14 protein-coding genes are annotated in these 21,368 nt (G+C 57.6%); 2 read left to right on the top strand and 12 right to left on the bottom strand.

What is annotated here, in order from left to right; all coding sequences use genetic code 11:
• Nucleotide 1: 1 nt before the first annotated feature.
• The 10 genes from KXD86_RS17965 to KXD86_RS17920 form a co-directional block, all read right to left on the bottom strand.
• Nucleotides 2–1,420 (bottom strand): glutamate synthase small subunit GltD family protein, encoded by a 1,419-nt coding sequence (locus KXD86_RS17965; RefSeq protein WP_218637567.1) that lies wholly within the window; start codon nt 1,418–1,420, stop codon nt 2–4.
• A 77-nt stretch (nt 1,421–1,497) separates the two neighbouring features.
• Nucleotides 1,498–5,946, bottom strand: a complete 4,449-nt coding sequence (gene gltB / locus KXD86_RS17960) for a glutamate synthase large subunit (protein ID WP_218637513.1) — start codon at nt 5,944–5,946, stop codon at nt 1,498–1,500.
• A gap of 215 nt (nt 5,947–6,161) precedes the next feature.
• Nucleotides 6,162–7,616, bottom strand: a complete 1,455-nt coding sequence (locus KXD86_RS17955) for an AAA family ATPase (RefSeq protein WP_228739680.1) — start codon at nt 7,614–7,616, stop codon at nt 6,162–6,164.
• 47 nt (nt 7,617–7,663) lie between these two features.
• Entirely contained in the window at nt 7,664–8,758 is a 1,095-nt protein-coding gene (aroB, locus tag KXD86_RS17950; protein ID WP_218637511.1) for a 3-dehydroquinate synthase, read from the bottom strand.
• Entirely contained in the window at nt 8,751–9,317 is a 567-nt protein-coding gene (gene aroK / locus KXD86_RS17945) for a shikimate kinase AroK (protein WP_218637510.1), read from the bottom strand. The genes aroB and aroK overlap by 8 nt, the downstream gene beginning before the upstream one ends.
• A gap of 137 nt (nt 9,318–9,454) precedes the next feature.
• On the bottom strand, nt 9,455–11,518 hold the full coding sequence (locus tag KXD86_RS17940) for a type IV pilus secretin PilQ (RefSeq protein WP_218637509.1): 2,064 nt from the start codon (nt 11,516–11,518) through the stop codon (nt 9,455–9,457).
• Nucleotides 11,519–11,583: 65 nt separating this feature from the next.
• Nucleotides 11,584–12,132 carry a pilus assembly protein PilP gene (locus tag KXD86_RS17935; protein ID WP_218637508.1) on the bottom strand — a complete coding sequence of 183 codons (549 nt, stop codon included), beginning with the start codon at nt 12,130–12,132 and terminating at the stop codon, nt 11,584–11,586.
• Between the two features lie 2 nt (nt 12,133–12,134).
• The gene (locus tag KXD86_RS17930) at nt 12,135–12,746 is read right to left on the bottom strand and encodes a type IV pilus inner membrane component PilO (protein ID WP_218637507.1); all 612 of its coding nucleotides are present in this window, start codon (nt 12,744–12,746) and stop codon (nt 12,135–12,137) included.
• Nucleotides 12,746–13,309: a PilN domain-containing protein gene (locus tag KXD86_RS17925; protein WP_218637506.1), complete on the bottom strand. Its 564-nt coding sequence runs from the start codon at nt 13,307–13,309 to the stop codon at nt 12,746–12,748. Before KXD86_RS17925 ends, KXD86_RS17930 begins: the two co-directional genes overlap by 1 nt.
• Complete coding sequence (locus tag KXD86_RS17920) at nt 13,309–14,373, bottom strand: pilus assembly protein PilM (protein ID WP_218637505.1); 1,065 nt, start codon at nt 14,371–14,373, stop codon at nt 13,309–13,311. The genes KXD86_RS17925 and KXD86_RS17920 overlap by 1 nt, the downstream gene beginning before the upstream one ends.
• 195 nt (nt 14,374–14,568) lie before the next feature.
• On the opposite strand from KXD86_RS17920, the gene KXD86_RS17915 reads away from it, so the two are divergent.
• Nucleotides 14,569–17,070 (top strand): penicillin-binding protein 1A, encoded by a 2,502-nt coding sequence (locus tag KXD86_RS17915; protein WP_218637504.1) that lies wholly within the window; start codon nt 14,569–14,571, stop codon nt 17,068–17,070.
• A gap of 87 nt (nt 17,071–17,157) precedes the next feature.
• On the opposite strand, the gene KXD86_RS17910 is transcribed toward KXD86_RS17915, so the two are convergent.
• Together KXD86_RS17910 and rpmE are read right to left on the bottom strand one after the other, a co-directional pair.
• Nucleotides 17,158–18,423: a malic enzyme-like NAD(P)-binding protein gene (locus KXD86_RS17910; RefSeq protein WP_218637503.1), complete on the bottom strand. Its 1,266-nt coding sequence runs from the start codon at nt 18,421–18,423 to the stop codon at nt 17,158–17,160.
• Between the two features lie 217 nt (nt 18,424–18,640).
• On the bottom strand, nt 18,641–18,865 hold the full coding sequence (rpmE, locus tag KXD86_RS17905; protein WP_218637502.1) for a 50S ribosomal protein L31: 225 nt from the start codon (nt 18,863–18,865) through the stop codon (nt 18,641–18,643).
• A 263-nt stretch (nt 18,866–19,128) separates the two neighbouring features.
• Here rpmE and KXD86_RS17900 point away from each other — a divergent pair, with 263 nt between their 5' ends.
• Entirely contained in the window at nt 19,129–21,303 is a 2,175-nt protein-coding gene (locus KXD86_RS17900) for a primosomal protein N' (RefSeq protein ID WP_218637501.1), read from the top strand.
• Nucleotides 21,304–21,368 lie beyond the last annotated feature (65 nt).

Below are 21,368 nucleotides of genomic sequence, written 5' to 3'. Positions count from 1 at the left end.
CTCAGATATCCAGGTAGTCCATGATACCTTCGGCAGCCTGCCGGCCTTCCCAGATAGCCGTTACGACCAGATCGGACCCCCGGACCATGTCGCCACCGGCGAAGATCTTCGGGTTGCTGGTCTGGAAGGCGAACTCCGAGGCTTCCGGCGCCGACACACGGCCCGAATCGTCGGTACCGATCTTCAGCTCGTCAAACCACTCAGCAGGACTTGGACGGAAACCAAAGGCCACCAGCACGGCGTCCGCGGGGATAACCTCTTCACTTCCAGGAACCACTTCCGGGCGACGACGACCGTTTTCGTCTGGCTCACCCAGCTGGGTCGAGATCACCTTAACGCCCTCAACCTTGTCCTCGCCAATGATGGCGATCGGCTGACGATTGAACAGGAACTTCACGCCTTCCTCCTTGGCGTTCGCCACTTCACGCCGCGAACCGGGCATGTTCGCCTCATCCCGACGATAGGCGCAGGTTACGCTCTCGGCCTGCTGACGAATGGAGGTACGGTTGCAGTCCATGGCCGTATCGCCACCACCGAGAACCACAACGCGCTTGCCCTTCATATCGATGAATTCGGACGCGTCCTTCTCGAAACCGAGGCGGCGATTGACGTTGGATACCAGGAACGGCAGCGCGTCGTAGACGCCCGGGAGGTTCTCCCCCGGGAAACCACCCTTCATGTAGGTGTAGGTGCCCATGCCCATGAACACCGCATCGTAGTCTTCGATGATGTCCTGAAGCATGACGTCCTTTCCGACCTCGGTGGAAAGGCGGAATTCCACACCCATCTCCTCGAACACCTTGCGGCGACGGGTCATGACGGATTTTTCCAGCTTGAACTCGGGGATGCCAAAGGTCAGCAGGCCACCGATTTCCGGATAGATGTCAAAGACCACCGGCTTGACCCCGTTGCGCACCAGCACATCGGCACAACCGAGGCCGGCAGGCCCGGCACCAATGACGGCGACTTTCCGGTCGGTCCACTTAACCGCCGACATGTCGGGCTTCCACCCGAGCGCAAAGGCTGTGTCGGTGATGTATTTTTCGACCGAACCGATAGTGACGGCCCCATAGCCATCATTCAGGGTACAGGCACCCTCGCACAGTCGGTCCTGCGGGCAAACCCGGCCGCAAACTTCGGGCAGTGAGTTGGTGTGGTGACACAGCTCGACGGCCCGCATGATATTGCCTTCGGACACCAGTTTCAGCCAGTTCGGGATGTAGTTATGAACCGGGCATTTCCACTCGCAATACGGGTTACCGCACTCCAGGCACCGATGAGCCTGGCTCGCTGCACTGTCAGCCGTAAACGGGTGGTAGATTTCACCAAATTCCTGCTTTCGCTTTCTGGCCGGTACCTTCTTCGGGTCAATCCGTCCTACTTCGACAAACTGGAAGTCGTTACTCAGTCGTTCTTTCATCATGATGCTCTCATCAGCTCAATTTCGACCGGGGCGCCCTCCCGGGGCACCCCAAAACCCTGTATGACCCGGTCGGTTTATTCCGGACGCGCCCGGGTGCTGGCCAGCAGGCTGCGAAGGTTGGCAGCCTTGGGTTTAACCAGCCAGAAACGGCCGATGTAGTCGTCGAAATTCTCAAGAATGTGCTCAGCCCACTCACTGCCGGTTTCCGAGATGTGCTCCCGGATCACACCACGCAGGTGGTTTCGATAGGACTCCATGTCTTCACTCGAAATCCGCTGGATCTCAACGAGCTCATGGTTGTATTTGTCCACGAAGGTGTTGTTCTGATCCAACACGTAGGCAAACCCACCGGTCATACCGGCACCAAAGTTATGGCCGGTCGCGCCCAGCACCGTGATCAGACCACCGGTCATGTACTCACAGCAGTGATCACCGGCGCCTTCCACTACGGCGTGGGCGCCGGAGTTACGAACGGCGAAGCGCTCACCGGCCGTGCCCGCGGCGAACAGCTTGCCGCCGGTGGCGCCGTAGAGGCAGGTGTTACCGACGATGGACGTTTCCTGGGTTTTGAAGGAACTGCCACGGGGCGGCTTCACAACCAGCTTGCCACCGGTCATGCCCTTGCCCACGTAGTCGTTGGCATCGCCCTCGAGGATAAGGTTCAGGCCGCCAACGTTCCAGACGCCAAAACTCTGGCCCGCGGTTCCGGTAAGATCAAGGGTAATCGGCGCATCCACCATGCCCTGGTTACCATGCTTGGCGGCAATCTCACCCGAGAGACGGGCACCAATGGACCGATCGCAGTTGGTGACCCGGTAAGACCAGGCACCACCGGACTTGTTCTCAATGGCCGCGGCAGTGTCTTTGACCATCTGCTCGGCCAACGTGCCCTTATCGAACGGGTGGTTGCGCTCAACCTGGCAGGTTTGAGGCTTGTCGGCCGGAATATGATCGTTCGACAACAGGCGTGAGAGGTCCAGCTTTTTCTGCCGCTCGGTATCACCCGGCAGGCGCTCCAGCAGGTCAACTCGTCCGACCAGCTCCTCCAGGCTCCGAACACCCAGCTTGGCCATCCACTCCCGGGTTTCTTCCGCGACGAAGCGGAAGAAGTTCATGGCCATTTCGACCGTACCTTTGAAATGCTCCTCACGAAGGTGATCATTCTGGGTCGCAACCCCGGTTGCACAGTTGTTCAGGTGGCAAATGCGCAGGTACTTGCAGCCCAGCGCAACCATCGGCGTTGTTCCGAACCCGAAGCTTTCCGCGCCCAGAATGGCGCCCTTGACCACGTCCAAACCTGTCTTGATGCCACCATCTGTCTGCAGCCGGATCTTGCCACGCAGGTCATTCGCCCGAAGCGCTTGCTGCGTTTCAGTCAGCCCCAGCTCCCAGGGCGATCCGGCGTACCGGATGGACGTCAGCGGACTGGCCGCAGTACCACCGTCATAACCGGATACGGTAATCAGGTCGGCGTAGGCCTTGGCCACGCCGGCGGCAATGGTACCGACACCCGGCTCTGACACCAGCTTCACGGACACCAGCGCCGACGGATTGACCTGCTTGAGGTCGAAAATCAGCTGGGCCAGATCCTCGATCGAGTAAATGTCGTGGTGTGGTGGCGGTGAAATCAGCGTCACACCCGGCACCGAGTAACGCAGGCGCGCGATCAGGTCGTTCACCTTGCCGCCAGGCAGCTGACCACCCTCGCCGGGCTTGGCGCCCTGGGCAACCTTGATCTGCATGACATCGGCACTGCGCAGATATTCTGCGGTGACACCAAAGCGACCAGAGGCCACCTGCTTGATCTTGGAACGCTTCTCCGTACCGTACCGAGCCGGGTCCTCACCGCCCTCGCCGGAATTCGAGCGACCGCCCAGGGTATTCATGGCAACGGCCAGGGCCTCGTGGGCCTCCGGCGACAACGCGCCCAGTGACATGGCCGCAGAATCAAACCGGGGGAAGATATTTTCAACCGGCTCGACGTCGTCCAGATCGATGGCCTTGAGGTCCTTTCGGAAACCGAGCAGATCGCGCAGCGTCGATACCGGTCGCTCGTTTACCAGTCCGGCGTACTCCTTGTAATGACCGTAATCACCAGTGGTGACCGCTTCCTGCAGTTTGCCAACAACATCCGGGTTGAACGCATGGTATTCCTGGCCATGGACGTACTTGAGCAGCCCGCCCTGGGAAATCGGCTTGCGCGGCTTCCAGGCAACGGCCGCCAATTGCTCCTGATCCTGCTGAAAATCAAAGAAGCTGGCACCCTGAATCCGGCTTGGAACCCCCTTGAAACACAGGTCAACAACCTCGTCAGCCAGCCCAATGGCTTCAAACAACTGGGCTCCCCGGTAGGAGGTCATTGTGGAGATCCCCATCTTGGACAGGATCTTCAGCAGCCCCTTGTTGATACCCTTGCGATAGTTGTTCTTGGCCTCAATCGGGTCCATGAGCAACTCGCCCGTGCGGATCAGGTCATTCAGGACCTGATAGGCAAGGTACGGATAGACCGCCGTTGCGCCGAACCCGAACAGCACGGCAAAATGATGCGGATCACGGGCCCAGCCGGTTTCAACGAGAATGTTGGAATCGCAACGCAGGCCGTTGGCGACCAGATGGTGATGAACCGCACCGGTTGCCATCATGGCGCTCACCGGCAGCTCACCCTCCTTGAGGTCCTTGTCCGTCAGCACCAGAATGACCTTGCCGTCGCGTACGGCCTTCTCGGCCTCCTCGCATACCTGTCGAATCGCCTGTTCGAGGCCCTGCTCAGGTCGGTAGCTCATCGAAATCCGGGCGACCTCGAATCCAGGGCGATCATTGTTGGTGATCTTCAGGAATTTGGCCGGAGACAGAACCGGCGTGGTCAGAATAATCCGGTCCGCGTGCTCAGCGGTTTCCTCGAACACGTTACGCTCGGCGCCGAGACAGGTTTCCAGCGACATCACAATGGACTCGCGCAACGGATCAATGGCCGGGTTGGTGACCTGGGCAAACTTTTGGCGGAAGTAATCCGCCACGTGACGCACCTTGCTGGACAGAACGGCCATGGGCGTGTCGTCCCCCATGGAGCCAACCGCTTCCTGGCCGTTTTCCGCCAGCGGGCGGAGTACCTGATCCCGTTCTTCGAACGACACCATGAACATTTTCTGGTGCACCAGAAGCTCGTCGGAATCCATCAGTTTGAACTCCGGCGTGTCCTGATTCAGCGTCGTTTCGACACGCAGGGCATTCTCCCGCAACCAGCGCTTGTAGGGCTGGGCGGATTTCAAACGCTGATCGATATCCTTGGTGTGCAACACCTCTCCCGATTCGGTATCAATCGCCAGCATCTGACCAGGGCCGACACGGCCTTTGGCGACCACATCATCCGGGTGGTAGCCATAGGTGCCGATCTCAGAGGCCAGGGTAATGAAATCGTCCTTGGTAATAACCCAGCGAGCAGGCCGCAAGCCATTACGGTCCAGCATACAGACGGCGTAACGGCCATCAGACATGACCAGGCCGGCGGGACCGTCCCAGGGCTCCATATGCATGGAGTTGTACTCGTAGAAGGCCCGCAGTTCCGAATCCATGCTGTCGACGTTCTGCCAGGCAGGCGGAATCATCATACGCACGGCGCGGAACAGATCGACACCGCCGGCCAGCAGCACCTCCAGCATGTTATCCATGCTGGACGAATCAGAACCGGTCAGATTGACCAGAGGCTGAAGGGTCTGCAGGTCAGGAAGATCGGGCGAACTGAATTTGGCGGCACGGGCGATGGCCCAGTTCCGGTTGCCGTCAACGGTGTTGATCTCCCCGTTGTGGGCAAGGTAACGGAACGGCTGAGCCAATGGCCAGCGCGGCATTGTATTGGTTGAAAAGCGCTGGTGGAAAACGCAGATGGCCGTTTCCAGGTCCGGGTCGCCGAGATCCTTGTAGAAGTTGGCAAGGTCCGCCGGCATCATCAGACCTTTGTAGGCCAAGGTGCGATGAGAAAGACTACAGATGTAGAACTCGGCATCGTCGACCATGTCACGCTCGGCGTGCCGACGACCCACGAACAGACTGATGGCGAACTCTTTCTCGGTCTTGCCAGCCGGAACCACAAACACCTGTTCAATGCGGGGCAGGCAATCGAGCGCCATAGGGCCGAGGCAACTGTCATCGACCGGCACCTCGCGCCAGCCCATGATTTCAAGCCCCTGATCGGTCAAACGTTTCTCAACCGCCGCACGGCCGGCCTCGGCCTTGGCGCTATCTGGATTGAGGAATACCTGGCCCACAGCAAAAAGATCTCCGGGCTCCTTGCCAAAGGCAACCTTGGCCGCCTTCTTGAGGAAGGTGTCCGGGCTTTGGATCAGGAGGCCACAACCATCGCCGGTCTTTCCGTCTGCAGCGATACCACCTCGGTGGGTCATGCAGGTCAGCGACTCGATGGCAGTTTGCAACAACTTGTGGCTGGCCTCGCCCTTCATGTGGGCGATCAAACCGAATCCGCAGTTGTCCCTGAATTCGTCGGGATGATACAAACCTGTCATCATAAGCGTTCTCTCGCGTAGAAATGCTTTTCAATCAAAGAGTTAATCGGCGCACGGCCGAACACCCACCCTTTGACACTGAAAATGGGGGCTGGCTATTTTACACACGTAGAAATACGTACTCAAATGAGAGTGGCGCTATTTTGGGGAACAGAAACCGATTTTCCCAGCCGGGGGGCTTATGGAACAACGAGTTATCCTGTTTTTGCGAAATGCCACTACAACCGTTCGGCAGACCGGATCCAGGGCGACTGGTCCCTCAAGGCCTGAGGCAATTGCGAAACTGCACTCTCGGCGGCCGTCATCGTCTGATATTGACCATACAGTACCATAAACCAGGGTTTGCCACTTCGCTCACCACGAGTGTAGACGGCACCTTGCAGTTCCGGGAATTGCTCCAGAACAGTCAGCGCTGTCTGCTCACGGGTCCCGGCCACCAGTTGAATGGTCAGGCCGCCCTGTGCCCGCAGGTCTTCAATGGCGACAAATCGTGATTCATTTATGGGACTGAATCCGGATTCAGACAGGGACAGCACTTCTGCTTCTGCTTCTGCTTCTGGCTCTGGCTCTGGCTCTGGCTCTGGCTCTGGCTCTGGCTCTGGCTCTGGCTCTGGCTCTGGCTCTGGCTCTGGCTCTGGCTCTGGAAGAGTATCAACCGCCGTCTGCGCCAATTCCATACCATCGACAGGCGCCGCAGGTTCAGACGACGACTCCGGTCCCACCGTGATACTTTTCCGGACAGGCTCCGGCTTCGAGGATGCCGATACTTCCACCGAAACCGATTCGTCGTACTGCATAGAGACGAACCACCAGGAACCGGCCAGCAGCACGAGCGCCAGCAATGGCCAACCAAACGTTTTCACCGACGGAACGGGCCGGCCGCCCGCTCGGGGCGCTGCAGACACCATATCCAACCAGACCCCCGGTGCAACCCGCTTTAACCGCCCAAAACTCCCCTGACTCAGGGCATGGATTGCAGACACTCGGGAAGGACTCAACAACTCGCCAGGCTTGCCACCCGCCAGCTGTATTCTCGGCTCCAGATAAGCCACCACTTCATCGCTCGTCAATGGACGAAGGTGGATCTGATGAACGTTCGCAGACACCGGGTCCAGTGCCAGGCGACTGACCAGGTCATCGCTTCCAGACAACACGGGCACTGCTGCCGACGCCCGCTCCGAGGCCAGAAAGCCTGCGAGGATCAGCTTCAGCAGATCCGTCGGTGCACTGTCCGCATCATCGATCAACAAGACCATCCGCTGGCCTTTTCGCGCCCGCGACTCAGACCAGTGAAAGAAACTGTACACCGCCTCGCGTGGACTCTGCTCAGCCCGAAACGAGGACGGAGCCAGCGTCTTGAGTGCAGCGGCGAGGGACTTGGAACTGGCCAGCGCAGAAACAGGAATTCGATAAAAATCGAGGCGGGCTGATTCGCTGCGAACAAGCTCCGCGAGCAGGCGGGTCTTACCGGCGCCAGGGGCCCCGGTCAGAAGTAGCGCCATATCGCCAAAGCCACAGAGGTGGCGCAGGGTTTCCAGGGCATGATGACGCATCGCGTCCGGAAAAAAAGGGGTTTCCATGTCCAGCGGATTGGCCCGAAGCCCATACCGCTGCTGCAGACGGGGAAAAAGCCCGCCACCATCCAGACTGTTCAACTTTTCTTCAGTCACCATGGCTTCCCTGTTGTGAGATCCGATCCACTCCTGTCGACAACCGGCCTTCAACCCGTCCGACAGAATCGGGCGAGGGTTGAGGCAAGATTTTCTGCGCTCGCGTCACTCGTTACAACGGCGTTCCCGATGCCATCGAGCAACACCAGACGCAACTCGCCATCGACATTTTTCTTGTCTACGGCCATCAACTGCATGAAATCTCTGGGTGCCATGTCAGCCGGCGGCCTTTCCGGGAGGCCCGCTCGACGGATCAGAGCCGCCGCCCTGTCACTCTGCTCACGACTGATCATCCCCTCCCGAACCGAGAGGTCCGCGGCCATGATCATGCCGGCGCCCACGGCTTCGCCGTGCAGCCAGTTCCCGTAGCCCGCAAACGTTTCAATGGCGTGACCAAACGTATGACCGAGATTCAAGATCGCGCGCAGACCGCCCTCACGCTCGTCCCTGGCAACCACCTCGGCTTTACACGCACAAGACCGGTAAATGGCCTCTGCAACGGGCGATGCCTCCAGACCCACCAGCCTGTCCATTTCGGCTTCCAGCCAGTCCAGAAACCCGACATCGCGGATCAGCCCGTACTTGATGACTTCGGCGAGACCCGCCGACACTTCCCGGGCCGGCAGGGTCGTGAGACTGTCCGTATCGATCAGCACCGCCTCCGGCTGATGGAAGGCTCCCACCATATTTTTGCCAAGCGGATGATTGATCCCGGTCTTGCCACCCACCGAGGAATCCACCTGGGAGAGAAGCGTGGTAGGAATCTGAACGAAGGCGACGCCTCTCTGGTAGCATGCGGCCGCAAAACCCGTCATATCTCCGATGACGCCGCCGCCAAGTGCAACCAGCGTGGTTTTTCGGCCGTGCCTGTTCTCAAGCAAACCATCGAAGATCTGGTTCAGTGTCTGCCAGTCTTTGTATTTCTCGCCGTCCGGCAAGACAACGGTATCAACCTTCTTTCCAGGGAAACTGCCAATGGCCCTGTCGAGGTACAGCGGGGCCACCGTTTCGTTCGTGACGATCATGACCTGGGAGCCTGAAACAACGGATGAAAGGTCGTAATTGCCCAGAAGCCCCTGACCGATAATGATCGGATAACTGCGCTCACCCAACTCTACGGTCAGCTCATGCAATACCTTAGACATGATTCCGTCCTTCCTTGCGTACTTGTCTTTTGTGACGAGGCGTCCGTGGGTTCATTCTGTTGACGAGTTGCCTGACAACAAGCCGCGGACTTTTTCGGTCAGTGTGCATCGTGATGTCCGCCACCTCTGAATACAAAGGATCTCGGATCGAAAACAGTTTGCGCAGAACCGCCTCCGGATCGTCATTCTGCAGCAACGGGCGGTTTCGGTCCTTTCGGGTGCGCTCAACCTGCTGCTCAATAGAGGTCTTCAGGTAAACCACGATTGCATCCTGTTTGAGCAGTGGATGATTCTCCGGGCGCATGACGGCGCCACCCCCGGTCGCCAACACTGTTTTCGCCTCCGAAGCGAGCTCTTCCAGCATCGCCGTCTCGCGTTGCCGAAAACCATCCTCCCCCTCCACATCAAAAATCCAGGGAATGTTTGCCCCGCAGCGTTCCTCGATGATGCGATCCGAGTCCAAAAACCGATAGCCCAGCTCTTTGGCAAGCATCCGGCCAATCGTACTCTTTCCGGCCCCCATTGGGCCGACCAGGACAACGCGTTTGGGCAAAGACATAACTTCCGCTCGATTGTGTTCAGGCGGGTGAGAATATCACAGCGCCACTCATTCCATAAATTTCACGTGCCCTCCAAAGAATTCACAGGCACAAAAAAGCCGCCGGTTTTAAGCGGCGGCTTTTCGTCAGCTTCAACTCACTGAATCAGATCGTTCTTGATGATCTTCGGGGTAATGAAAATCAGCAGTTCACTGCGCTCATCAATATGCTCGGTGCGCTTGAAGAGTCGACCAAGGTAAGGAATGTCACCGAGGAACGGAGTCTTGGTGGTCTGGGTCGCGACTTCAGACTGGAAAATACCACCCAGCACTACCGTCTCACCATTACCAACCAGCACCTGGGTTGTCACTTCGTTCGTGTTGATGGAAGGAATGCCTGCGGTCACCTCACCGCGAGAGTCCTGATTCACAACCAGATCCATGATGATTTTGTCATCCGGGGTGATCTGTGGCGTTACTTCCAGCGAGAGTACGGCTTCCTTGAAGGACACAGAGGTCGCACCGCTTGAAGAGGCTTCCTGGTAAGGAATCTCTTCACCGGACTTGATCGATGCCGTTTGACGGTCGGCAGTCACGACACGCGGTTGAGAAACCACTTCCGCCTGTCCATCGCTCTCCAGAGCCGACAACTCGAGGTCAACCAGGAAATCGTCACTGCCCCAGCCGATGGCGAACGAGGATGCACCTTCGCCGGTTACGCCGAGATCAACTGCCAGAGCACCCGGGAAGGTGATGGTATTGTTATTGCCCGCAGCGGCCTGACGCGCTTCTTCAACCGCGCCCTGAGAACCACCGACGGAAAACACGTTGTCACCACTGACGTTGTAGGCAGCACCACCCCAACGGATACCGAGGTTTTCTGCAACGTTAGTTTGGGCGCGAACAATACGGGCCTCAATGGATACCTGGCGAACGGGAACGTCCCACGTCGAAACCAGGCGCCGGATTTCTTCCAGTTTTTCGGTGGTTTCACGCACACTGATGGTGTTGGTTCGGACGTCGGAGGAGACGAAGCCACGATCGGATATTAGCTCCTTGTCGGCCTCGATCAATGCGACAACATCGCCTGCCTTGGCATAGTTCACCTGAATGATATCCAGACGCACCGGCGCAAGTTCAGCGATCTGCTTGGTGGTTTCCAACTCGAGCTTCTCACGCGCCGCAATTTCATCTGCGGGCGCGACGAGCAGAACGTTCCCAATCTGACGCTTGTCCAGCCCCTTGGTTTTGAGGATCAGGTCAAGCGCCTGGTCCCAGGGCACATTCTGAAGACGCAGGGTAATGCTTCCGCCTACGGTATCACTCGCCACCAGGTTCAGGCCCGTGAAGTCCGCAATCAACTGCAAGACCGACCGAACCTCGATGTCCTGGAAGTTCAGGGAAAGCTTGTCACCGGTGTACGGGAACTTCTCTTCACGCCGAGCTTCGGCTTCCTGCTCAGTCAGTTTCTCAACACTGACGGTGAACTGGCTACCGGACTGATAGGCGATGTAATCGTAGTTGCCTTCGGGACGAATCTCGACCACGGCATTGCCGTCCTGCACATAGGTATCGATGCGGTTGACCGGTGTCGCAAAGTCAGTGACATCAAGTCGACGGCGGAGGTTTTCGGGAACCGATACGCCCGACATGGTCAGGCGAATCTTGCCGCCGAACTCGGACAGATCAACGGGCGTACTTTCGCTACCAAGATCCACGACCACTCGCCCCTCGCCATCCTTGCCACGGCGGAAGTCGACGCCAGCCAGAGTGTTCGGCCGGGACGCCCTGGAGGGCTGCGACGAAGCTGCGCCAGAGGATTGAACCATCTGCTGTACGCTTCCTTCCCCACCGATGGTCAGGACCAGGGAGTTTCCTGAGCGCACCGTATCGTAGGGCACCAGCTCAACCAGGTTGAAGATCAGGCGCGTTCGATCCTTGGTCTCGACAACGGTCATGCTCTGGGCATTGCCGGAACCCAGCGGAATGCTGCGGCTGTCGAGGCCACTGGCCGTGTCACGGAGATCGACGGCAATTCGGGCCGGACGCTCGATGGTATATCCCGTTGGCTCCGGCGGCTGGCCATCGAAGGCAAGCGTCACTTCCAGGCGATCTCCTGGCAGCGACGAAAATGACACGTCTTCCAGCGTGACCGCGTTGGCCAGGCCGGACAACAACCCAAAAGCAATCACGCCGACGTATACATTGAGTTTTTTAAACATCGCTAGCCTCGACCCCAAACTTTTTTGTTCGTGCATGTTTCTTTCATTCTTCATCCTGGCGCCCCTCAGCCTTCTTCTTCATTCAGTGTCAGGGAGCGCGGACGCTCGACCCAGCCACCCCGGCCGTTCGGAACGATCTCAATCAGTTCTATACGGGTTTCATTCACGCCGACAACGCGGCCGTAATTCTGTCCCATATAATTACCTGTACGAACCCGGTGTATACCGCCGGCCCCATCCTTGATGAGCGCAAACAGGTTACCGGACGTACCCTGCAGCGTTCCCACCATGTCCAGTTCTTTCAGGTCAAAGTTCTCAAGCACTTCTCGGGGCCGGTCCAGGTTTGGCTCCACGTCAGTCACCGGCTGATCATCAACCATGGTGAGCTGAACGTCGATGGGCGGCTCGAAGGGTGCCCGACGATCCGCGGCCGAGTAGCTGAACGCTTCGTAGGCCTTGAATTCCGGCAGGGGCTCCACGTGACCCCGCGGCCTATCCCGTGTATCGGCCATGAACTTGTCGAGATCCGAGAAACCACTGCCCTGGGAACAGGCTGTCAGTAGGGATACCAGACACACACCCATCCAGGCCTTTCCCGCATGTTTTACTGCCATGCTCATTCTCCAGCCCGGTAGCGGTAGGTACGGGCAAGAACCTGCATATCAAGCTGTTCGCCGTCTCCGCCAGTTGGTTTGATGGTTAAATCGTGCAGCGTCACAATCCTTGGAAGACTGGCGACACTGCTCACGAAGGACGCGAGCTCATGATAGGAACCCGACACCCGGATATTGATCGGAAGCACGGCGTAGAAATCGCGCTGCTGCTCTGGCTGAAGCTTCACTTCTCGCAATGACAAACCGTTGCCCAGCGCCGTGTTGGTGATATCTTCCAGCAATCCGGGAACTTCCGTTTCACTCGGCAGTTGACGCACCAGTGCTCCGAAGGTTTCCTCCATTTCAGCCATCTGTGCCTTGAAGACTTCCAGGTTGGCGACCTGATAGGCCTTCTCTTCGTATTTCTTACGCAGGTCCTGTTCGGTCTTTTCTACTCGATCAAGCTGGATGTACTGGTCCTTGATAAAGAACCAGTAACCACCACCCAAAATCAGACCAAACACAATGAGCACAACTATGGCTTTGACCGGAGCCGGCCATATACCAGCGTTGTTGACATCCAGATCGTTGATATCAAATTCGTTAAGGCTTTTGAGAGAGTCCGCGAGGCTCATTACTTATCCTCCCCTTCGGGCTCGGGCGTTTTCTGCTGCACCGACAGGTTAAACTGGCTGTATCCGGCACGACGATTGTCGGCTTCCGCTACGTTGGAAAGACTCGGATCGGCGAACCAGTCAGACTCCTCAAACTGTCGCATGAGCGTGGAAATTCGGCTGTTGGATTCGGCCATGCCGACGATTGAGAGCTTATCTCCCGTTTTCTGAAGATCTGTGTAGAACAGACCGTCAGGCAGCGTACGGACCAACTCATCAAACACCCGCACAATCACCGGGCGCGTGCCCTGCAGGTCCTGAATCACCTGCATGCGGGCGAGCAGCTCGTCGCGCTTGCGCTTGAGGCTTTCGATTTCCCGAATCTGTTCATCCAGCTTCTTGGTTGCAGTCTCAATGTAGGCATTCCGCGACTGCTGGTACGCAATGCGGCTGTCCATATCGGTCTTCCAGAGAAACGCGAGACCGGCCGCTATAATCGCAGCCCCGAGAATCATCACGACGAACTGCTTCTGCTTTTCCGCCCGGAGCTCTTCGCGCCAGGGTCTCAGGTTTATATTCGCCATCAGTCGAAGCTCCTCATTGCCAGTCCACAGGCAATCATCAGCGAGGGCGCATCGTTACTGAGTGAAGATGCATTGACCCGTGACCCTACCGCCATGTCTGCAAACGGGTTTGCGACAAGCGTGGGCGTTCCTGTTTTTTCCTCGACCATTTCTGTCAGCCCCTGTATCGAGGCAGTACCGCCTGCCAGAACCACATAGTCGACAGCATTGTACTGACTGGCACCAAAGAAGAACTGCAGCGCCCGGGCAACCTGCTGAACAACAGCCTCCCGGAACGGCGTCAGAACCTCTGATTCGTAGTCGTCAGGCAGCCCACCCTGCTTCTTCGCGAGCCCTGCCTCTTCCAATGACAAGCCATAACGACGCTGAATTTCCTCGGTAAGCTGTTTGCCACCGAAGATCTGCTCGCGGGTATAGACAGTCTTGCCCTCAGCGAGAACACTCAGAGTGGTCATGGTGGCGCCGATATCGACGATGGCCACGACCAGTTCTTCGCCCTGCGAATCAAGTTGGGGTTCGATCAGCGTGAAAGCCCGCTCCAGGGAGTAGGCTTCCACGTCAACGATCTTTGCGGTGAGAGAAGCGATCTCGAGGGCGTCTTCGCGGATGTCGACGTTCTCTTTCCGGCACGCGGCCAGCAGGACATCGACCTGGTCCGGATTGTTCTCCGACGGCCCCTGAACCTCAAAGTCTATCGCCACCTCGTCAAGCGGGTATGGAATGTACTGATCGGCTTCCAGAGCGATCTGATCTTCCATTTCAAACTCGTTGAGCCCACCATCCATCTGAATGGTCTTGGTAATCACCGCAGAACCCGAGACCGCAACCGCCACTTGCTTCACGCCAGTACGCGACTTTGAGGCAACGCGCTTCAGCACTTCGCCAACGGCTTCGACATCCGTGATGTTTTTCTCAACGACGGCGTTCGCCGGCAACGGCTCAACCGCGTAGCTCTCGACCTTGAAGCGGCCGCCCTGCTTTGACAGCTCCAGAAGTTTGACCGAACTTGAACTTACGTCCACGCCCAGCACTGCACTGGATTTCTTTCCAAACAATCCGAACACGCGCTCACCCTATACCTGGTTAGATGCACCCGGTGAAGTTACTTATGTGTTTTTTATTTAAGAGAATTTCTTCAGAATTCCGTCTACAATGCCTTTTCTTCTTTAATTGAGAAGCATTGCAGCGGTGAAGCGACTCATCCTTCCTAAAGCAATTTCTCAAATGATAGACCTATATCCAACAGTTGTCAGAAAAAAATGTCTCATTTGCTGCGCACATCTCGCCTTTTTGCATGGTTATTTCTCACCGGACTGAGCGTCACGATAATCGTCACCTCAGGATTCTATCTTTATCTTCGCCCCGGACTTCCTCCGGTGGAGCAGCTCCTTGACATCAAGTTGCAGACGCCGCTCCGGGTCTACAGCAAAGACAGCAAATTAATAGCAGAATTCGGTGAAAAGAGAAGGGCACCGATCACAATCGAACAGATCCCAACAATTCAGTTACAAGCCTTTTTGGCCGCGGAAGACGCGCGGTTTTACGAGCACTTCGGGGTCGACATCAAAGGCCTGGCGCGGGCTGCCATCGAACTGATCTCCACCGGTTCGATCCAGTCCGGCGGCAGCACCATCACAATGCAGGTTGCAAAAAATTACTTTTTGTCACGCGACAGGACCTTTATCCGGAAGTTCAATGAGATACTTCTAGCTCTTCAGATTGAGCGTGAACTCGATAAAAACCGAATTCTCGAGCTGTACCTGAACAAGATCTACCTGGGCAATCGGGCCTATGGGATTGCGGCGGCGGCCCAGGTCTACTACAACAAACCCGTTGCCGAGCTGTCTCTGGCCCAAATGGCGATGCTTGCCGGCTTGCCCAAAGCTCCATCAGCCTTCAACCCCCTTGCGAACCCGGACCGGGCGCTCATCCGGAGAAACTGGATCCTGGGCCGAATGCGCGACCTCGGTTTCATCACCGGCGACGCCTACGACCTGGCAGTAACTGCGCCGCTTACCGCTGGCTACAACGCAACGGACGTTGAAGTCGATGCCGACTACGTGGCGGAAATGGCACGCTCCGCCATCGTCCAGCGTTTCGGTGATGGCGCATACACTGACGGCTACACGGTAACCCTGACGGTGGACAGCCTTAACCAGCAGACTGCCACTGATGCCCTTCGGGATGGCCTGGAAGCCTACGATCGCCGTCACGGGTTCCGCGAACCCATCGGGCAAATCGATCAGGAAACCCTTGAGGAAAGCACTCCGTCGGACCTCGTCGTAAATTACCCCCGGGTTGCATCGCTCATTCCTGCGCTGGTAACGGACATCAAGGACGAAATGTTGAGCGTCCGGGTTCATGCGCGGGATATCGGTGATGCAGTAATGCCCTTCGACACCATGACGTGGGCACGGCGATACAAGACAGAAGACCTTCGCGGCCCGGAGCCTGACAAACCATCGGACGTTCTCGCCGTGGGCGATGTTGTCTACGTCCATGCCAATGAAGACGCACCCGGAGGCGAAGGAGAAAACACACTCCCCACTGTCGCTCTCGCGCAAGTACCCCGGGTCGAAGGCGCCCTTATCTCGCTGGATGCTGACAACGGCGCAATTCAAGCACTGGCGGGCGGCTACAGCTTCCGCCAAAGCAAGTACAACCGTGCAATCCAGGCAAAGCGACAGCCGGGCTCAACCTTTAAGCCGTTCCTGTACCTGAACGCCCTGGAAAAAGGCATGACACCGGCAACCATCTATAATGATGCACCGATCGTGTTCGACGACTCTGAGCTGGAAACCGCCTGGCGACCCCAGAACTCCTCAGGCCAGTTCTATGGCCCTACCCGCCTGCGCGAAGCACTCTATCGGTCAAGGAACATTGTTTCCATCCGACTACTCAGGGATGTCGGCATCCAGGAGACGCTGGACTACCTCAAACAGCTGAAAATTCCGGTGGACAATATGCCCGACGACCTCTCGTTGTCACTCGGCAGCGGGCAACTGACCCCGATGGAACTGGCTCGCGGCCTTGCGGTCATCGCCAATGGCGGTTATGACGTTCAGCCCTACCTCATCGAGAACATCAAGGACATCAACGGCAAGACGATTTACGAGGCGCCGGAAACCATCCTCTGCGACCGGGACTGCGAAGACCTTGCAGGGGAACCGACCGCGCCGGCGGCCGTCGAGCCACTGGCCGACACTGCCGGAACAGCCCAGAAAACCACACCGGCTACCGGCGAATCGACGCCAGAAGTCCGGGTGATGCGCCGCCTTGCGGATGAGCGCTCGGTCTACATCCTGCACTCAATGATGCAGGATGTTATTCGCCGGGGCACCGGTCGACGGGCGCTTGCCCTCGGGCGCACGGATATCGCCGGGAAGACCGGCACGACCAACGAACAGAAAGATACCTGGTTCGCAGGCTTCAACCATGAGATCGCCACGACGACGTGGGTCGGCTTTGATCAGCCAGCCCCGCTGGGACGACGAGAATTCGGCGCCAGCACCGCTCTGCCGATCTGGATTGACTATATGGAAGTCGCGCTGAAGGGAACCCCACCAGCCACGATGCCCCGCCCTAACGGGATTGTGAACATCCGGATAAATCCGGAAACCGGCAAGCGTGCCAGGCCTGGCGAGGATGGCGTATTTGAGGTGTTCAAGGAAGAGGACGCCCCCGCCCCGCTCACCGCAGAGGACGAGGACGAACGCAACGGCAACGGTAGCGGTGACGGCCTCTCACGCCAAATCTTCTGACCCTCACAACCCGACAGGCACCAGAGGCAGACACAAAAAAACCGGCGGGATCACCGCCGGTTTTTTTTTATTTCCCTGAACGAAGAATCAGATGATGTCGTCCATGGACTTCAGCGGGTAGTGCGCCGGGTACGGGTTGCGAGCCACACCAGAATCAACCGCTGCGCGAGCAACCGCTGCAGGCACAACTTCAAGCAGACGCACATCCATCGGCTTCGGAATGATGTACTCTTTGCCGAACTCGAAGCTATCCACGCCATATGCCTCACAGATTTCCTGAGGCACTGGCTCTTTGGCCAGTTCGCGAATGGCGTTGACTGCAGCAACCTTCATCTCTTCGTTGATCGCGGTCGCACGAACATCCAATGCGCCACGGAAGATGAACGGGAAGCCCAGAACGTTATTCACCTGGTTCGGGTAGTCCGAACGGCCGGTCGCCATGATGAGATCATCACGGGTAGCCAGCGCCACTTCCGGACTGATCTCCGGATCGGGGTTTGAACAGGCAAACACGATGGGGTTGGGCGCCATCAACTTGAGCTGGTCCGCAGTCAGCAGATCCGGGCCAGACAGACCCAGGAACACATCCGCGCCATCAATCGCGTCGTCCAGTGTGCGGCGGTCCGTATCATTGGCGAACATCGCCTTGTACTGGTTCAGATCATCACGACCAGAGTGGATCACACCCTTTCGGTCGAGCATGAAGATGTTTTCAGAGCGAATACCGCAACTGATCAGCAGCTTCATGCAAGCGATAGCTGCCGCACCTGCTCCTAGGCAGACAACTTTCGCTTCTTCAATTGTTTTACCCTGCAGCTCAAGGGCATTGATCATGCCGGCTGCAGTTACGATTGCGGTGCCGTGCTGGTCATCATGGAAAATGGGCACGTTGCACTTTTCGATCAGCGCGCGCTCTACCTCAAAGCATTCCGGTGCCTTGATGTCTTCCAGGTTGATACCACCGAAGGTGTCAGCAATACGCTCGACCGTTTCAATAAACGCCTGCGGGCTTTCGGAATTGACTTCGATATCGAAGACATCAATTCCGGCAAAGCGCTTGAACAGTACGCCCTTGCCTTCCATAACCGGCTTACTTGCCAGCGGACCCAGGTTGCCCAGACCAAGAATCGCGGAACCGTCGGAGATTACAGCCACCAGATTTCCCTTGGCGGTGTACTTGTATGCGTTCTCCGGGTCCTTTGCGATCTCGCGGACCGGTTCGGCAACCCCGGGGCTATACGCCAAAGAGAGATCGCGGGAGGTCTTGGTTGGCTTGGTGATTTCGACACTCAGCTTACCAGGCCGCGGCTTGGCGTGATATTCAAGGGCTGCTTCTTTCAGATCTTGAGACATTGCCACTGTTCCGTTTGTCACGTTTAAAGGTAATGAACCGCAAAGCACTGCTCAGCGGAGCGCGCCATTATGGCGCGACGGCCCCCAAACGACAAGTGGCACCAGACCAATTTGTGACCAGTCAATAGGGCAAATTGCGTATGTACTCTTTAACGACGCAGTTGTTCGGGGCACAAAAAAAGCGCCCGGAGGCGCTTTTCTGACCAGAGTCGCTTGATCAGTCTTTCTTGCCGCCAGCAATGCGGCCGCCGAAGCGCTTCTGGAAACGGTCGATACGACCACCGGTATCCATAACCTTCTGCTTGCCCGTGTAAAACGGGTGGCACTGGGAACAAACGTCCAGCTGCAGGTCGTGGCCGATCGTGGAACGGGTCTTGATGACGTTGCCGCAAGAGCAGGTCGCGGTGACGTCTTCGTACTTGGGATGGATACCTTCTTTCATGGCGAACCTCGTTAGGTCATGCCGCCACCTGATCACGGGGCCTTCAATTGCCCGGGCGCCAGGCACCGCATGTTTGAATCAATTGATAAGACGGGGCACAATCATGCCCTGCCGGAAACAGACCGCGAATCTTACTTGCAAATCCAATTACAGGCAAGCACCGCAGGGATTTCCGCCCCGCCTGCACCAGAAAGGGTCACCTATAGCTGGGCACATAAAGGATACGCAAATACCGTGACCCCCGACTCTCACTGGAGCCATCTGTGTCGTCCATTGCACGAATCGCCCTGAACCGCCCGCTAAGGCGGCTGTTCGACTACCGGATTCCCGAGGGCCTTGACCTCGTTCCAGGGCAAAGAGTCCAGATACCGTTCGGACGCCAGCACGCAACCGGCATAGTCGTTGAAACCGGCGTAAACCCGCCGGCCGGTATCACCATCAAACCCGTGATCTCGGCCATTGAACCCTGGCCAGCGCTCCCTGACGAGACGCTCCAATTGCTGAATTGGGCCAGCAATTACTACCAACACCCGCTTGGCGAATGCCTCTTTACCGCTCTACCCGCCTCCTTACGGAAGGGGCGAGCCGCCGAAGAAAAACCGGAACAGTGGTGGGCCGCGGTCGGCACCGGAGAAGAACTTCCGAACAATGCCCATAAACAAAGAGCCCTGCTGGCCTGGCTGACCGACAGAGATAACGGGGCGTCCGAGCGGGACATCACCCAGGCGGGATACACCCGGGCCCAACTCAGAGCACTTCAGGACAAGAAGCTGGTCGAACCCCACTCCCGAGCCATCCGCTACAGCGCGACTACTGACCCGGACATCGACAGCAGGGTGCCGGCACTCTCGGCCGCACAAGTCGAAGCCGCCCGTCAACTTGCCCCGCCCGGGGACGGCTTTAGCGCCTCGCTTCTCTATGGCATCACCGGGAGCGGGAAAACGGAGATCTATCTTCATTACCTGAAAACGAACCTGGAGGCGGATCAACAAGCCCTGGTTCTGGTGCCGGAGATCAATCTCACACCTCAGACGGTTGCTCGTTTTCGCCATTACTTTGGCGACCGCATTGTGGTCTGGCACTCGGCTCTCAATGACGGTGAACGGCTCTCCACCTGGCTGAAAATCCGACACGGCGAACCGGTTGTACTGATCGGGACCCGTTCAGCGGTGCTGCTTCCCTTTACCGGCCTGAAGACCATTATCGTCGATGAGGAACATGACAGTTCCTACAAGCAGGGAGAAGGTTTCCGTTACTCTGGCAGGGACGTAGCCGTTTACCGGGCGCACCTGAACGGCTGCCCGGTGATCCTGGGCTCGGCAACCCCCTCGCTGGAATCTTATTACAACGCGCAACAGCACAAATACCGCCTTGTTCGACTGGAAGAGCGGGCTGGAAATGCCCAGCCGCCAGAAATCTGCCTGCTCGACATTCGCAGCCGGCCGCTGGAGGGAGGCCTTTCAAAACCCGCCCTTGAGGCTATCCGAAAAACCCTGGAAAACGGGCAGCAGGCGCTGGTGTTTGTGAATCGCCGGGGTTTTGCCCCGGTGATGATGTGTTTTGATTGCGGCCACATAGTGGAATGCCCCCGATGCGATACCCGGCTTACCTACCACCGACGTGATCGCGCCATGCGATGCCACCACTGCGACTATCAGACGGCCGCCACTGACCATTGCCCCGAATGTCGCAGCGAAGCATTCAAACCCGTTGGGGAGGGGACCGAACGAAGCGAGGACATTCTCGCGACCACATTTCCCGAGACCCCCATCGTTCGAGTTGATCGCGACAGCACCCAGCGCAAGGGCAGCATTCAGGGCATCCTGAACACCGTCAACACCGGCAAGCCCTGCGTTCTGGTTGGCACCCAGATGCTTGCCAAAGGCCACGACTTCCCGGGCGTCACGCTCGTGGTGGTGGTCAACGCTGATGGCGGCCTGTTCAGCGTTGACTTCAGGGCGCCTGAGCAGCTTATCCAGACCCTGCTTCAGGTCAGCGGTCGAGCCGGCCGAGGCAGGGTGCCCGGACAGGTTCTGGTTCAGACCTGCCACAGCGACCACCCCCTGCTTCGCACTCTGTGTAATGGACGGTATCTGGACATGGCCGATCAGCTTCTGGCGGAGCGAGAGGCCGGCCAATTCCCGCCTTTCCGCGCCATGGCCATCTTTCGGGCGGAAGCCGACTCCATGGAGCAAGGCCTTACCCTGCTCGACTCCATCAAACCGCTCACACAAGCCCGGGGGATCGACGTCTGGGGCCCGTTACCCGCGCTGATTGCCCGTCGCGCTAACCGCCATCGTTCGCAACTGGTCCTCAATGCCGACAACAGGAAGCGTTTGAATTTCCTGTTGAAAGGAATATGTGAACAGCTGGATCAGCAAAAACTTCCTGGCAACCTGAAGTGGATGATTGATGTCGACCCCCACGAAACCGGCTGACATCAAGGAGCGAGCTTTTTGCTTGAAACGTAACTTTCCGCGATAATAGCGGGCTTCTGTTTCCA

This window comes from Marinobacter arenosus, assembly GCF_019264345.1.
GTDB lineage: Bacteria > Pseudomonadota > Gammaproteobacteria > Pseudomonadales > Oleiphilaceae > Marinobacter > Marinobacter arenosus.
The sequence above is the reverse complement of the archived record's forward strand: the minus strand, read 5'-3'. Positions and strand labels throughout refer to the sequence as shown.